This is a genomic window from Vibrio sp. S457-15, assembly GCF_000960545.1.
Taxonomy (GTDB): Bacteria; Pseudomonadota; Gammaproteobacteria; order Enterobacterales; family Vibrionaceae; genus Vibrio; species Vibrio parahaemolyticus.
Genome location: NZ_JYOQ01000177.1, coordinates 514,146 through 529,450, shown reverse-complemented (window position 1 = coordinate 529,450; position 15,305 = coordinate 514,146). Strand labels below are relative to the sequence as shown.

12 protein-coding genes, 1 rRNA gene and 1 other annotated feature are annotated in these 15,305 nt (G+C 44.9%); of the genes, 7 read left to right on the top strand and 6 right to left on the bottom strand.

Features of this window, described 5'->3' with window-relative positions:
* The 4 genes from UF05_RS22050 to rluD form a co-directional block, all read right to left on the bottom strand.
* Positions 1 to 229, bottom strand: a 16S ribosomal RNA gene (locus tag UF05_RS22050); the annotation flags it as partial.
* A 504-nt stretch (positions 230 to 733) separates the two neighbouring features.
* Entirely contained in the window at positions 734 to 3,307 is a 2,574-nt protein-coding gene (gene clpB / locus UF05_RS22045; RefSeq protein WP_045544882.1) for an ATP-dependent chaperone ClpB, read from the bottom strand.
* Between the two features lie 147 nt (positions 3,308 to 3,454).
* On the bottom strand, positions 3,455 to 4,183 hold the full coding sequence (pgeF, locus tag UF05_RS22040) for a peptidoglycan editing factor PgeF (protein WP_045544881.1): 729 nt from the start codon (positions 4,181 to 4,183) through the stop codon (positions 3,455 to 3,457).
* Between the two features lies 1 nt (position 4,184).
* The gene (rluD, locus tag UF05_RS22035; RefSeq protein ID WP_005460300.1) at positions 4,185 to 5,162 is read right to left on the bottom strand and encodes a 23S rRNA pseudouridine(1911/1915/1917) synthase RluD; all 978 of its coding nucleotides are present in this window, start codon (positions 5,160 to 5,162) and stop codon (positions 4,185 to 4,187) included.
* Between the two features lie 136 nt (positions 5,163 to 5,298).
* On the opposite strand from rluD, the gene UF05_RS22030 reads away from it, so the two are divergent.
* The 5 genes from UF05_RS22030 (at position 5,299) to yjjX (ending at position 10,280) form a co-directional block, all read left to right on the top strand.
* The gene (locus UF05_RS22030; RefSeq protein WP_005460312.1) at positions 5,299 to 6,027 is read left to right on the top strand and encodes an outer membrane protein assembly factor BamD; all 729 of its coding nucleotides are present in this window, start codon (positions 5,299 to 5,301) and stop codon (positions 6,025 to 6,027) included.
* Positions 6,028 to 6,161: 134 nt separating this feature from the next.
* A complete protein-coding gene (locus UF05_RS22025; protein WP_045544880.1) occupies positions 6,162 to 7,643 on the top strand; it encodes a lytic transglycosylase F in 1,482 nt (493 codons plus the stop codon).
* Positions 7,644 to 7,973: 330 nt separating this feature from the next.
* Entirely contained in the window at positions 7,974 to 8,300 is a 327-nt protein-coding gene (hpf, locus tag UF05_RS22020; protein ID WP_005468590.1) for a ribosome hibernation-promoting factor, HPF/YfiA family, read from the top strand.
* 108 nt (positions 8,301 to 8,408) lie between these two features.
* Positions 8,409 to 8,530: a sequence feature (Phe leader region), on the top strand.
* Between the two features lie 13 nt (positions 8,531 to 8,543).
* The gene (pheA, locus tag UF05_RS22015) at positions 8,544 to 9,722 is read left to right on the top strand and encodes a prephenate dehydratase (protein WP_005468591.1); all 1,179 of its coding nucleotides are present in this window, start codon (positions 8,544 to 8,546) and stop codon (positions 9,720 to 9,722) included.
* A 24-nt stretch (positions 9,723 to 9,746) separates the two neighbouring features.
* On the top strand, positions 9,747 to 10,280 hold the full coding sequence (gene yjjX / locus UF05_RS22010) for an inosine/xanthosine triphosphatase (protein ID WP_031830053.1): 534 nt from the start codon (positions 9,747 to 9,749) through the stop codon (positions 10,278 to 10,280).
* A gap of 48 nt (positions 10,281 to 10,328) precedes the next feature.
* Here the strand turns inward: yjjX and trpR are convergent, their stop codons facing one another.
* Positions 10,329 to 10,640 carry a trp operon repressor gene (gene trpR, locus UF05_RS22005; protein ID WP_005497218.1) on the bottom strand — a complete coding sequence of 104 codons (312 nt, stop codon included), beginning with the start codon at positions 10,638 to 10,640 and terminating at the stop codon, positions 10,329 to 10,331.
* Positions 10,641 to 10,653: 13 nt separating this feature from the next.
* On the bottom strand, positions 10,654 to 12,600 hold the full coding sequence (sltY, locus tag UF05_RS22000; RefSeq protein WP_045544879.1) for a murein transglycosylase: 1,947 nt from the start codon (positions 12,598 to 12,600) through the stop codon (positions 10,654 to 10,656).
* Positions 12,601 to 12,963: 363 nt separating this feature from the next.
* Between sltY and ettA the strand changes: the two genes are divergently transcribed.
* Positions 12,964 to 14,631 carry an energy-dependent translational throttle protein EttA gene (gene ettA, locus UF05_RS21995; RefSeq protein ID WP_005460278.1) on the top strand — a complete coding sequence of 556 codons (1,668 nt, stop codon included), beginning with the start codon at positions 12,964 to 12,966 and terminating at the stop codon, positions 14,629 to 14,631.
* Between the two features lie 303 nt (positions 14,632 to 14,934).
* Positions 14,935 to 15,303 (top strand): PilZ domain-containing protein, encoded by a 369-nt coding sequence (locus UF05_RS21990; RefSeq protein ID WP_005460291.1) that lies wholly within the window; start codon positions 14,935 to 14,937, stop codon positions 15,301 to 15,303.
* Positions 15,304 to 15,305 lie beyond the last annotated feature (2 nt).

Sequence of the window (15,305 nt, the reverse complement as noted above, 5' to 3'; positions counted from 1 at the left end):
GAGAGGCCCGAAGGTCCCCCTCTTTGGCCCGTAGGCATCATGCGGTATTAGCCATCGTTTCCAATGGTTATCCCCCACATCAGGGCAATTTCCTAGGCATTACTCACCCGTCCGCCGCTCGACGCCGCTATCGTTCCCCGAAGGTTCTGATAACTCGTTTCCGCTCGACTTGCATGTGTTAGGCCTGCCGCCAGCGTTCAATCTGAGCCATGATCAAACTCTTCAATTTAAAGTTTTGTTCGGCTCAATGAATACTGAACATTACATAAAGTAATGTTTGAATTGACTGTGCTGAATCCGAAGATTCAATGGTCACTTCGTTTCATTGAAACCTAATTTGATACCGAAGTATCTAATTGGATTATCATCAACGAGTACCCACACAGATTGATAGGTTCTTATTTTTAAAGAGCACACTTTGAAGTTCTCTTCAAAGTGGACGGCCATTTTAGCTAGATAACTTATCGTGTCAAACACTTTTTTAAGTTATTTATCTGCGAGTTAATTCTTAACTCACTGACCTTGTTGACCAGGCTTCGCTTAACTTGCTTTCCCTTGGCAACGGAGGCGCATTATAGGGAGTTCATTGAGGAACACAAGCCTATTTTTCAAAAAAACTCTCCTTTTTAGTTCATTCGTATAGAAAACATTCAAAACGAACTAAAAGCGCATAGAAAAGGGGCCCGAAAGCCCCTTAAATGTGATTTTAATCTCACTTTTTGTGTCAGTGCAATTACTGATGAGCGAGAATTTGGTCATTAGTAACGATTAGCTGCACTTTCTTGTCAGGAACTATTTCACCAGCAAGAATGGATTTAGCTAATGGGTTCTCGACATTCTGTTGAATTGCACGTTTTAAAGGACGTGCACCGTATACAGGGTCGAAACCGACTTGGGCGATCAAGTCGAGTGCTTTATCAGAAACCTCTAATTGATACCCTTTTTCTTCTAGTCGTTTTGCCAAGCGTTCTAATTGAATAGAAGCAATGGACTTAATATGCTCTTGACCAAGTGGGTGGAATACCACTATTTCGTCAACACGGTTCAAGAACTCTGGGCGGAAGTGTTTGCTAACCACATCCATCACTTCACTCTTGATACCTTGATAGTCCAATGTGGCGAAGTTCTCTTGGATTCGAGAGGAACCCAAGTTTGATGTCATGATCACGACAGTGTTACGAAAATCAACCGTACGACCTTGTCCATCTGTGAGTCGGCCATCATCAAGCACCTGCAGAAGAATATTGAACACATCTGGATGTGCTTTTTCTACTTCATCCAACAAGATCACTGAGTATGGTTTACGACGAACCGCTTCAGTTAGATAACCACCCTCTTCGTAACCAACGTAACCTGGAGGCGCACCCACTAATCTTGCCACTGAATGTTTCTCCATGAACTCCGACATGTCGATACGTACCATTGCATCTTCACTGTCGAACATGAAGCTCGCGAGTGTCTTACATAATTCCGTTTTACCGACACCAGTTGGGCCTAAGAATAAGAAGGAACCAATTGGTCGGTTTGGATCAGAAAGCCCAGCTCGGCTACGACGAATCGCATTCGATACCACTGTAACTGCTTCGCTTTGCCCTACAACACGATTGTGAAGTACATCTTCCATGCGAAGTAGTTTCTCTTTCTCCGCTTCTAACATCTTAGATACTGGAATGCCGGTTTGTTTAGAAAGCACTTCTGCGATTTCGTTATCTGTTACTTTGTTACGAAGCAGCGTCATTTCTTGCATTTCAGCCTGAGTCGCCAAATCTAGTTGCTTCTCTAATTCCGGAATACGACCGTATTGAAGCTCAGACATTCGGTTTAGATCACCAGCACGACGCGCAAACTCCATGTCCATGCGAGCTTGCTCTAGTTCAGATTTAATATGCTGAGTACCAGAAAGTGCGGCTTTTTCTGTATTCCAAACCTCTTCTAACTCTGCGTATTCGCGTTCTTTCTCATTCAACTCATCATTCAATGCTTGCAGACGCTTTTCACTCGCTTCATCGTGCTCGTTACTTAGTGCTTGTTGCTCAATTTTTAGTTGGATGATTTTACGCTCAAGCTTATCCAATGATTCTGGTTTTGAATCGATTTGTAGACGAATGCTTGAAGCCGCTTCATCGATCAAGTCAATGGCTTTATCTGGCAACTGACGGTCCGAAATATAACGGTGCGACAAACTTGCCGCTGCAACAATCGCTGGGTCAGTAATTTCTACATGGTGATGAAGCTCATAACGCTCTTTCAGACCACGAAGAATAGCCACCGTATCTTCTACTGTCGGCTCATCCACCAGCACTTTTTGGAAACGACGTTCTAATGCAGCATCCTTTTCGATGTATTGACGGTACTCATCCAATGTTGTTGCACCAACACAGTGAAGTTCGCCGCGAGCCAATGCTGGTTTGAGCATGTTGCCCGCATCCATTGAGCCTTCACCTTTACCAGCGCCGACCATAGTGTGTAGTTCATCAATGAAGAGGATGACGTTGCCTTCTTCTTTAGCAAGTTCATTCAATACTGATTTTAAACGCTCTTCAAATTCACCACGGTATTTCGCGCCAGCAACAAGTGCACCCATATCCAGTGATAGAACACGGCGACCGCGTAGACCTTCTGGCACTTCGTTATTAACGATTCGCTGCGCCAAGCCTTCCACAATTGCGGTTTTACCCACGCCAGGCTCACCGATGATCACTGGGTTGTTTTTGGTGCGACGTTGCAATACTTGAATCGTGCGACGAATTTCATCATCTCGACCAATAACAGGATCCAATTTGCCCTGCTCAGCTCGCTCAGTTAAATCGATGGTGAATTTTTCAAGAGCCTGACGTAGCTCTTCAGCATTTGGATCATTGACCTTTTGACCACCTCTGATCTTTTCAATCGCTTGACTCACTTTTTGCTCGGTCAGCCCAACTTCTTTGAGTAGTTGCCCTAAAGGACCACGATCTTCTAATGCCGCAAGCAAGAAGACTTCGGACGAGATGTAGGAGTCTTGACGCTTTTGAGCCACTTTGTCACACAGATTGAACAAAGTCCCCATCGAGCTAGAAAGCTGCACATCACCACCGATGCCACTCACCTTTGGTAATCGATCAAGCATTTCGCCTAGCTTTGAGCGGAGATGAGTTACATCCACGTCCAGCATTGTCAGCAATGGACGAATTGGACTGCCATTTTGATCAAGCAAAGCCACCATTAAGTGAACTGGCTCGATGTACTGATGATCGCGCCCTAACGCTAGTGATTGAGCATCAGAGATAGCGATTTGAAACTTACTGGTAAATCTATCAAGACGCATATCGACCTTCCTAACCTCGATTAAAGAGAATTCTTTTGACAGTAGAAAGATGGATACTCAGTGGGGGAATTTCAAGGGAGTGAATAAATAAAGATAGCTTTGCAAAAATAGAACTATGCATCTCAGCTCTTTTGAGCTTTATGGGGCTTACTCTTCAATCCAGATAAACGTAGCTTGTCTTCCTGTCACACCATCTCGGCGGTAAGAATAAAAGGACTCTTTATCTTGGTAAGTACACAAACCGGAATCGAAAACTTGCGAGACGCCAGCCCTATTGAGACGCTGCGTCGCTAATTGCGACATATTGGCAAACCATTTACCTTCTATATTACGAGCGGTAAATGCGCGCTGAGCTTTTGAGTCAAAATCGACAAACGCTTGTAGAACATCTTCGCCCACTTCAAACGCCTGTGGACCAATAGCAGGCCCTAACCATGCCATCACATCACCCGAAAATAATGCGAGAGCATTTTCAACGATACCATTTGCCAAACCACGCCAACCAGCATGAACTGCTGCTACTTGAGTACCTTGAGTATTCGTCAGCAATATAGGCAAACAATCAGCGGTCATGGCAGAACACACAACATTACTCGCCGATGTGAAGACGCCATCAGCATCAAGCACTATTGACGTAGGAGCATTTGCATGGGCAACGACAGTAGAATGAGTTTGGTTTAACCAAATTGGCGCACTTGGCATATTCGCTTGCTGCGCCAACCAATGACGATTCTTCGCTACGATAGAAGCATCATCCCCAACGTGTGCACCAAGATTTAACCCTTGATAAGAGCCTGTCGAAAAGCCACCAACTCGCGTAGAAGCAAAGGCTTTGACATTTTTAGGTGCAGACCAGTTAGGAATGATTGCCTTCATCTTAAAACTCGTCCGGTAGACCGTATTCTTCAGTGTCTTTACGCAACGCTTCAGTCATTGCCACCATATCGTCTGGCACTGGAGCATGGAATTCCAGTTCTTCACCAGTGATAGGGTGTTCAAAACGAAGCATTACGGCGTGTAGCGCCTGACGATCGAAACCACGAATCATGTCCGTAAGTTCCTGCGATGCACCAGTAGGAATACGAGCACGACCACCGTAGGCAGTATCACCTAACAGAGGATGCTGTAGGTAAGACATATGAACACGGATTTGGTGAGTACGACCCGTTTCCAAACGCAGACGGATACGCGTGTGCTCACGGAAGTGTTCTGCTACACGGTAGTGCGTTACCGCAGGTTTACCCAAAGGAGCTACAGCCATGAGTGTGCGTTTAGTCGAGTGGCGACCAATTGGTTGATCCACTTTACCACCCGCTGTCATACGACCGATTGCAATCGCTTCGTACTCACGCGTGATGTTGCGTTTTTGCAGGGCACGAACCAAACGAGTTTGCGCTGGAACGGTTTTCGCCACAACCATCAGACCTGTGGTGTCTTTATCAAGACGATGTACGATGCCCGCTCGCGGTACTTCTGCGATATCTGGGTAATGATGTAGCAATGCATTCAGCACGGTACCATCTGGTGTACCAGCACCAGGGTGAACGACGAAGTCACGAGGCTTATTGATTACGATGATGTCATCATCTTCGTAGACGATATCTAGTGGGATATCTTGCGCTTCCCAGCGTTCTTCATCTTCCAGCTCGGCTTGCAAAGTAATTTCCTCACCACCCATAACTTTGGTGCGAGGTTTAGTGACAACTTCACCATTCACTTGAACTTTCCCGTCCAGCAACCATTCTTTCAGGCGCGAACGAGAGAAGTCAGCGAACAATTCGGCGATAGCTTGGTCTAAACGTTGACCTAACTGGCTATCTTTTACGGTATTTGTTAATACAATCTGCTGAGCCATATCGAACTTTTTTAAAAACTGTGAGACTAATGCTCACGACTGTGGAAAAATAGACTATTACGTCATTGTATCTGTTACTGGAAAGAAAGTAACGGCAGCTTAAGAAATATTTAGATTCAAGGAACAGACTCCTGATATGAAACGTCAGACTTTAACAGGCCTTTTAGCGGTATCTCTTCTGTTTGGATGTGCAAGCAAAGAAGAAATCGTTCCTGATGTGCCACCTTCGGAACTGTATGCAGACGCACAAGTCTCACTTCAAAGTGGCAACTGGCTTTCTGCGATTGAGAAACTGGAAGCGTTAGACTCACGTTACCCATTTGGTGCCTACTCTGAACAGGTGCAACTTGACCTTATTTACGCATACTACAAAAACGACGACCTAGCGTTAGGCTTAGCAACCATCTCTCGCTTTATGCGCCTAAACCCTACCCATGAAAAAATGGACTGGGTGCTTTACATGCGTGGCCTGAGCCACATGGCTCAAGATCGTAACTTTATGCACGACCTGTTTAGCATCGATCGTAGCGACCGCGACCCAGAGCCCGTGAAAAAAGCATTTGATGACTTTAAGAAGCTGCTTCAACGTTATCCAAACAGCCCATATGCGGAAGATGCACAAAAACGCATGGTGGCCTTGAAAAACCGCTTGGCGAATTACGATTTAGCTACCGCTGATTTTTACCTTCGCCGTGAAGCATGGATTGCTGCCATTAACCGTAGCCAAGAGCTTCAAAAATCATTCCCTGATACAGAAGCAGCTCGTAAATCGTTAGAAATTCAGCTGGAAGCCTACAAGCAGCTGCAACTAGAAGATGCCGTTGCAAGAACAGAAGCGCTCATTAAGCTAAATCCTGTCAAATAAACGCCTACCGCCACAGCTCAAACTGTGGCGGTTTTGTTTTCTACCACCAATTCCTTCTCTTTGAACAATCTTGATGATTTTTTGAGCACAACTTATGCTTAGAGTTCTACTCCACCATTAAACTGGACGTGAACGTGACCATATCTAAGTTTTGGGCAATGCTGTTCTTTCTGTTGTCGGCGTCCGTTTACGCTTTGGAAATCTCACCATTAAAACAGCCTCCGTACACGGGTGACTTAGATGTCATCAAGGAGAAAAACGTATTGCGCGTTTTAGTCTCTGCCGATTTAGGCTTCTACTATATCGAAGGAGGAACACCAAAAGGGATTGGCGCAGAGCTGCTGGCTCACTTTGAAAAAGATTTACGCAAAATCAAACCCAAACTGAACGTACAAATCATCCCTCTAGCACGAGACCAATTGCTCCCTTCTCTCGAAAACGGCTCTGGTGATTTAGTGGTGGCAAACTTGACGATCACTGAGGCCCGCAAACAAAAAGTCGACTTCAGTACCCCAATCTTATCCGGCATCGAAGAGTGGGTGATCACCAACAAAAATACTCCAACCATCACTAAACTTGAGCAGTTGAGCGGTAAGGAGATTTGGGTACGTGCCAGTTCCAGCTACTTTGAAAGCATTCAATCCGTCAATAAAACACTGAACAAGAAAGGCTTACCGCCAATTATCGTGCACTTCATCGAAGAGACTCTGCAAGACTACGAACTCGTCGGCATGCTCAACAATGGCTATATCAAAGCCATTGTTTTAGATAGCCACAAAGCCAAACTTTGGCTCAATGCGATGGATGACATCAAAGCGCATAAGAAAGTCCCTCTTCGCAAAAACGGCAACATCGCTTGGGTAATGCGACAAAACAGTCCTCAACTCAAAGCAGTGGTGAACAAATTCATCCAAAAATCTCGCTCAGGCACTCTCCTTGGAAACGTCATATATAGCAAATACATCGACAATACCAATTGGCTCAATAAGGCACTTAACCCTAAGAAAATTGCCCAGCTAGAAAAACTGTCGGCGCTTTTTTCACGCTACGGGGAGAAATATAACTTGGATTATTTGCTGATTGCGGCGGTTGCGTATAAAGAGTCCGGATTTAATAACAACTTAGTCGGCACAAGAGGCGCAGTGGGCATAATGCAAGTCTTACCGAGCACCGCGCGCGATCCAAACATCAACATCAAAAATGTTCGACAACTCGAAAACAACATCCACGCAGGAGCGAAATACTTAGCGTTTTTACGTCGGCAGTACTTTGGCGATAAGGCCATTACGGCTGAGAACAAAATTTACTTTACCTTGGCGGCTTACAATGCAGGCCCAGGTAATGTCGAGAAAATGCGCAAGCGAGCCGCACAGCAAGGCTACGACCCCAACGTTTGGTTTAATAATGTCGAAGTGGTCATGCGAAAAAGCTTCAGCTCAACGGTCAGTTATGTGACCAGCGTGAACCGTTACTACGTCATATATAAGCAACTAGAGAGTTTAGACCTAGCCAAAACACTAGAAAATGTGCTGCTGATTCCTGATGACCCAGTCTTTATGACACCAATAAGGAAAATCACTCAAACGCCAGATACAAAAATGCCGCTTGTTAATTAAGCGGCATTTTTATTATTCAGTGTACTTTGAAATTGCAGAGTGATTAATGTCACATTTTCATTCTAGTTAAAATTTAACCACTCTAAAAAACAGGCTGAACAACGTCCCTAAAAACGAAGGCGTTTTCAGCTGAGTACTCTATCCAATCTAATGATTTGCTAACCGATAACAAGCAATTTTGCGATAAATCTCAACAGATCTTGAGTGAGATCACATTCATTTTTCATCATCAAAAACACAACTTAAAAGGTGATCTAAATCACATTCTTTTATCCTTAAAGCGGTAATCTGAACTCAACCCATGAGGGATGCAACAGAGGAAAAACACTTATGACAATGAATATCACTGGCAAAAACATCGAAATCACCTCTGCAATCCGTGCTCATATTGAGAGCAAGTTTAAAAAACTGGAGAAATGGCAAGTCGACATTATTGGATGCCAAGCAACTTTCAGTGAGGAACCGAATAAACAGAAGAAATTCGAAGCGGTAATTAAAGTTCCTAAAGGCCAACTTGTCGCCTCAGCAACTCACGAAGATCTTTACGCAGCTATCAATGAAGTGGAGCAAAAACTAGAACGACAACTGAATAAGCTGACCCACAAACCTGAAGCTCGTCGTGCCAATAAGCCTGAGCTAGTGGAAGAAGAAGAGTAAACCGACCAGATTGAGGAAGTAGCGCCGAAAGGCGCTATTTTTTTGCTTGACGCTCCCCGCCTGCTTGCTTATTGTGTTTAAACACTCATAAATTAAGCACTATTTATGCACTTAACCTCACTGTTTATTTTTGACTTCTTTTTCCTTCCATAGTTGGAGGGGCTAACTCGTTTGTGAAAGAAAAGTCAAAAACAAACAGAAAGCCTCCCCACTCGGGAGGCTTTTTTTATAAGGAAAGAATTGATGACTGACCAACCTATTTCCCTTGAAGAAATTCGTTTACGCTTGAATGAGCTTGATGACCAGCTCCTTAGCTTGCTGTCTGAACGCCGTAAACTCAGCATTGAAGTAGCCAAAAGCAAAGTACAAACCTCAAAACCAGTTCGTGATGCCGTTCGAGAGCAACAACTGTTGGTTAAGCTGATTTCCAACGGCCGAGACAAATACGAACTCGACGCTCAGTACATCACCAAACTTTTCCACACCATCATTGAAGATTCGGTCTTACTTCAACAAGGTTATCTGCAAAACCTTGTGAACCCACAACAAAGCCGCAAGCCACTTGCACGCGTCGCTTTCTTGGGAGCCAAAGGTTCTTACTCGCACTTGGCAAGCCGCGAATATTTCAGTCGTAAAAATACCGAGCTTATCGAGCTAAATTGTGAGCATTTCAAAGAAGTGACTCGAACGGTGGAATCAGGCCATGCTGATTACGGTGTGCTGCCCATCGAAAACACCAGCTCGGGCTCGATCAATGAAGTATATGACCTACTACAACACACCACGCTGTATATTGTTGGTGAGCTGACTCAACCTATCGAGCACTGCTTAGTTGCAACGAAAGACATTCGCCTCGAAGACATCAAAACACTGTACTCGCATCCGCAACCGCACCAACAGTGCAGCGAATTCTTAAGCCGTATGAAAGGCGTGAAACTTGAGTCTTGCGCAAGCACAGCAGACGCGATGCAAAAAGTCCAAGAGATGAATCGTGATGATGTGGCCGCAATTGGTAATGCTTCAAGTGGTAAGTTGTACGGCCTGCAAGCGATCCAAGGCAACATCGCAAACCAAACCGAAAACCACACACGCTTTATTGTCGTCGCGCGTAAACCAGTTGAAGTCTCAACACAAATTCCAGCCAAAACGACGTTGATTATGTCGACCTCCCAAGAGGCGGGCTCATTGGTTGAAACTCTACTGGTACTGCAACGCTACGGCATCAATATGACTAAGTTAGAATCGCGTCCAATCATGGGTAACCCGTGGGAAGAAATGTTCTACGTTGATCTAGAAGCGCACCTAGGCTCAACCGAAATGCAGCAAGCATTGCAAGAGCTAACAAAAATCACTAAACACTTGAAAGTACTGGGTTGTTATCCAAGCGAAAACATCAAACCAACGCAAGTAAAATTGAGCTAATAGACATCGATGAGTAAAAAGATCATGGCAACCCAAAAAGTCGTTATCGCCTCTCTAAACCCTGCAAAAATCAATGCGGTAAAGAGTGCATTTCAAAGCGCATTCCCTCAACAAGCTTTTGAGTTTGTCGGCATCAGCGTTCCGAGTGAAGTCGCCGATCAGCCGATGACTAACGAAGAGACCCATCGCGGCGCACTCAATCGAGTTAAAAATACCAAAGTGGAAATGCCAACCGCAGACTTTTATGTTGGCTTAGAAGCTGGAATTGAAGGCAATGTGACGTTTGCGTGGATGGTGATTGAATCAGATACCCATCGTGGAGAATCTCGCTCAGCCAGTTTGATGTTGCCGCCAGAAGTATTAGCTCAACTTGCAGATGCTAATGAACTTGGTGATGTGATGGACAAAGTGTTTGGCACTGAAAACATCAAACAAAAGGGCGGCGCAATCAGCTTGCTGACCCAAAACCAATTAACTCGTAGCTCGGTGTATCATCAAGCGTTAATTCTGGCGCTGATTCCATTTACGAATCCAGACCACTTCCCTGCCAATCTTTAATTCGAATTACCAGATACGAAAAAGGGCGGATATTTCCGCCCTTTTCTGTTACTTCGCGACTTGAGCTACTTGCTCTAGTAAGAGTTTCAGCTTGTCTTTTTCCGCCTCGGATTTCGACTTCAACTCATTTGAACCACGAGTGATCGTGGCAATGCCAACACCAAGCATCTGACTGATCTGACGTTGAGATAATTCCCCTTTGAGAAGCTCATTAAGAATGTTAACGCGTGCAGTTAATGATTCCCTCTCATCAGGTGTCATCAGCATGGTTAACAGCATCTCATGTTGCTGACTATCCACGCTGGATCGGATTAGCTCGACAATCTGTTGCCAGTCTCTGTACTCGGGTTCGTGTGACATCAAGTTACCTCACTCAATACTTGGTATTGATCTCGTGTTGATTCAAGAACGCGCCGTCGATACCCAAAAGATCACGATAGTAGGTTTCAAACATTAGAATGTTTTGCACATACCCACGAGTTTCGTTAAATGGAATCGCCTCAATAAAGGCGTATGCGTCCACTTTGCCTTGGGTTCGCTCTCGCCACGTTTTTACTCGGTTAGGGCCAGCATTATAAGCGGCGAGCGCAAAAATACGATTATTATCGTAATCCTCTAGCAAACCTTGCAGATAATGGCTACCGATCTCGATGTTTTTGCCGACGTTGTATAAATCATCGCTACCTTGATAAGTCAGCTTGTATTTACGTGCCGTGTACTTCGCAGTCGCTGGCATGATCTGCATGATACCCCGAGCCCCTACCGGAGAACGCGCCTCTGAATCCAATGCACTTTCTTGTCTGGCTAACGACATCATCGTAATCGGGTCGATGTCATGCTTCTTCGCATAAAAGTTGAACCACCAGCGGTGCGCAATGGGGAATCGCAGTTCAATGTTGTCCCACATTTGCGCTTGGATACTGGCTGTGACCGTTAGGTGATGCCAATTCTTGGATGAGGCATACGCCGCCAACATCGCCTTTTCATCTTTACCTACTCTACTCAGCAAATGCGCCCACTCACTTTTCGCTGCCGCAATTTTATCTGTCGTAATCAACTCTTCAATACGAGTGAGAGAGCTCTGATACGGGTGAATAACCTTAGTATCGAGCTTAATACGATGAGATGGATATTTGATTGACTGACCAATCGCATTCGCCGCAGCCACGCTGTAGAAATTGCGCTGACCAACTAAGGTCGCCAATCGCTGTTTGCCTGCAATATCATCACCCAGCGCAATCTCACTTCGACCTAACCAATATTGCCAGCGAAGCGAGGCTTGCTCATCTTTGTTGAGTACGGCAATCCATTGTTGAACACCTTTCCAATCTGCATTTTGAATTGCTAGACGGATACGATTTTCGATCAAAGCGACATTTTTACTGGTTTTCGTCTTATCATCTCGCCATTTGGCTAGTGAATCAGATTCAGTACGAATCAGACGAATCGCAATGTAGTCCGCAAGTGCTTGGGCTTTTTCTGCTGAGAACTTTTGTCCTTTCACGACTTGCGCATACGCTTTTTGAGCTTGATTGACATCCATGCGAGCTAGCTTTTCTAACGCATATTCACTCTGAGCACGATAAAAGTCGTTGGCTGGCTTTTTCTTAGCAAACTCAGCCACCGTCGCAGGTTTATCAAACAGCGCTTTCATTTCTTGCGCTTGTTGTTTCGCTTTTGCAGAGCTTGGCAGCTTTTGCAAATAAGCCATCAAACTACCGTTACGAGCATCAAACGCCAACAACATGCGTTGCAGAATCAAATCATCTGTACGTCCACCCGCTTTATCCCAAGCATTAAATAACGGGTCACACTCACTCGCGATGCTAGAACCGCTTAGCCACATGTCTTCTGCGCCTTTAAAGGCTGCAACTTGTTTGCCTTGCTTTAACTGAGCAACGTAAAAAATACACTGATAACGCTCACCACTTGGAATGACTTTTTGAAACTCAGTGATGGTTTTCCAATCTTTCTGTTTGTACAAGTTATCGAGATAAGGCGCACGAATGCGACGTGAGAAAGGGAACGCCTCATGCTCATTAATGAAAGCATCCACTTGTTGTGGTGATTTCATGGATAGCTGTCTGATGAACGTTCGGTAATCCACATAAGGAGTCAGTGGATAATCAGCAATTTTTGGACGAATAGATAAGTATCCGTCAATGTCATTCTTATCTAATAAATCTTGAGCTTGTTCATATGCTTCGCGCTGCTTTTCTAAGCTGAGCGACGCGTTTGCCGTCATGCTCACTGCACATAACGCAGCGGCATAACACACGTTTTTAGCCAATTCAGATACGTTGAATCTCATTTGTGTCATTTTCCCCAGACATTTACTGCCCCAAAGCCTAGTTTTCTTAGAGTTCAGTGTTTTGAAGGCGCTTTGAATCCATGCATTCATTCGTTTGGAATGCGGCTATCACTGTAAAACAACTTGGTGTATTAAAATTTGTACTCGTGAAACTTTTAAGACAATAGAGGCATGATGTTCCCAATAAGCAATGCAGACGCTCCTAAAATCAAAGCGAATAACAAAAGTGTATACCCTAACCGTGTAAGTTTCCGGTCAGCTGAAAATAAGAAATCTCATCCATAGGGAAATTCTTGCAATCCGGTAACAAAATAAAGGGAGTTGGTATAAAATAGTGGGTTTGAATGACAGTTAATTTAGGAACGATCGGCAATGGCTGAATACGTATATACCATGTCGCGGGTGAGCAAAATTGTGCCACCTAAGCGTCAAATTCTTAAAGACATCTCTCTGAGCTTCTTCCCTGGTGCGAAAATCGGTGTTTTAGGTCTGAACGGTGCAGGTAAATCTACCCTGCTACGTATCATGGCTGGTATCGACACGGATATCGACGGTGAAGCACGTCCACAACCGGGCCTAAATGTTGGCTACCTACCGCAAGAACCAGTACTCGATGAATCGAAAACCGTTCGTGAAGTCGTTGAAGAAGCAGTTGCTGACGTTGCTGACGCACTGAAACGTCTTGATGCTGTGTACGCTGCATACGCAGAACCAGATGCAGACTTTGATGCCCTAGCGAAAGAGCAAGGTGAACTAGAAGCTTTGATCCAAGCAAAAGACGGTCACAATCTAGAAAACACGCTAGAGCGTGCGGCAGATGCACTTCGTCTACCTGAGTGGGACCAAAAAATCGCTCACCTATCTGGTGGTGAACGTCGCCGTGTAGCAATTTGTCGTCTGCTTTTATCGAAACCAGACATGCTACTACTCGACGAACCAACCAACCACTTGGATGCAGAGTCGGTTGCATGGCTAGAACGCTTCCTAGTGGATTACTCTGGTACTGTTGTGGCGATCACCCACGACCGTTACTTCCTAGACAACGCTGCGGGTTGGATCCTTGAACTTGACCGTGGTGAAGGTATTCCATGGGAAGGTAACTACACCTCTTGGCTAGAGCAGAAAGATGCACGTCTACAACAAGAAGCATCACAAGAAAGCGCTCGCCAAAAGACCATCGAGAAAGAACTTGAATGGGTACGTAAAAACCCTAAAGGTCGCCAAGCAAAATCTAAAGCACGTATGGCGCGCTTTGAAGAGCTACAAAACACTGAGCACCAAAAACGTAACGAAACCAACGAGCTGTTCATCCCACCAGGTGAGCGTCTAGGTGACAAAGTGATTGAAGTGAAGAACCTGACTAAGTCGTTTGACGGTCGCGTTCTGATTGATGACCTATCGTTCAACATGCCTAAAGGTGCGATCGTGGGTATCATCGGTGCCAACGGCGCGGGTAAATCAACGCTATTCAAGATGCTAAGCGGCACTGAACAACCTGACTCAGGTACCATTGAGATGGGTGACACAGTGAAACTCGCATCTGTTGAGCAGTTCCGTGATTCAATGAACGATAAGAACACGGTATTCCAAGAGATTTCTGAAGGCGCTGACATCATCAAGATCAACAACTTTGAAATCCCTGCGCGTGCGTACTGTTCACGTTTCAACTTCAAAGGCTCAGACCAACAGAAAGTGATTGGCGAGCTATCTGGTGGTGAGCGTAACCGTGTACACCTAGCAAAACTGCTTAAAGCGGGCGGTAACGTACTACTACTCGACGAACCAACCAACGACCTTGACGTTGAAACGCTACGTGCTTTAGAAGAAGCACTACTAGAGTTCCCGGGCTGTGCAATGGTTATCTCGCACGACCGTTGGTTCCTAGACCGTATTGCAACGCACATCATCGACTACCGTGACGAAGGCCAAGTTAACTTCTACGAAGGTAACTACACTGAGTACATGGATTGGTTGAAGAAAACGTTGGGCCCTGAAGCTGCAGAGCCGCACCGCATCAAATACAAACGTATTGCGAAATAATGATTACGACAGACTGACACCGAAACTTACGCTTTCTGGAAAGTCTGTTGGTAATTTATACAAAGGCCGCTATCATAGCGGCCTTTGTCGTATACCCCAGCCAGTTAAAAGCGCCTTTCCGGGCCATATTGATTGGCGTTATTACGGTATTTGATGATTTGAGAGTCATTGGGTCAGTGAAAAATATGACCGTGTACTTACGTAACTCTGTAGCGTTCCCGACAGTTTTTAAACAACATTCGAACACTTTTTGTTCTTCTTGATATACTATTCAATCTGTTTAAATGCCTTAGAGAGCGCAATATGACGGAGAAAAGACGCTTTTCACGCATCATCTACCAAGCTCCAGCTCAGTTAGAACAACGTGATTTGAGACTTAACGCTACGATTCAAGATCTTTCCTTGCATGGCTTGCTCTTACAAGCCGAAGGCTTAGATACATTGAATCCTGCACTTTTGGTTGATGTCGGTTTCTCGTTCCACCAGTCTGAACAAGAGATTACGTTAACGGCACAAATCGTAGACGTCACTCAAGACCAAATACGGCTCAAGATCACCAACATCGGCATTGAAAGCATTAGCCAATTAAAACGATTTATCGAATTGAATGTAGGCAATAACGAACTTCTGAATCGAGAGTTAGACCATCTTTCCGATTTAGGGGAAAAATAAAT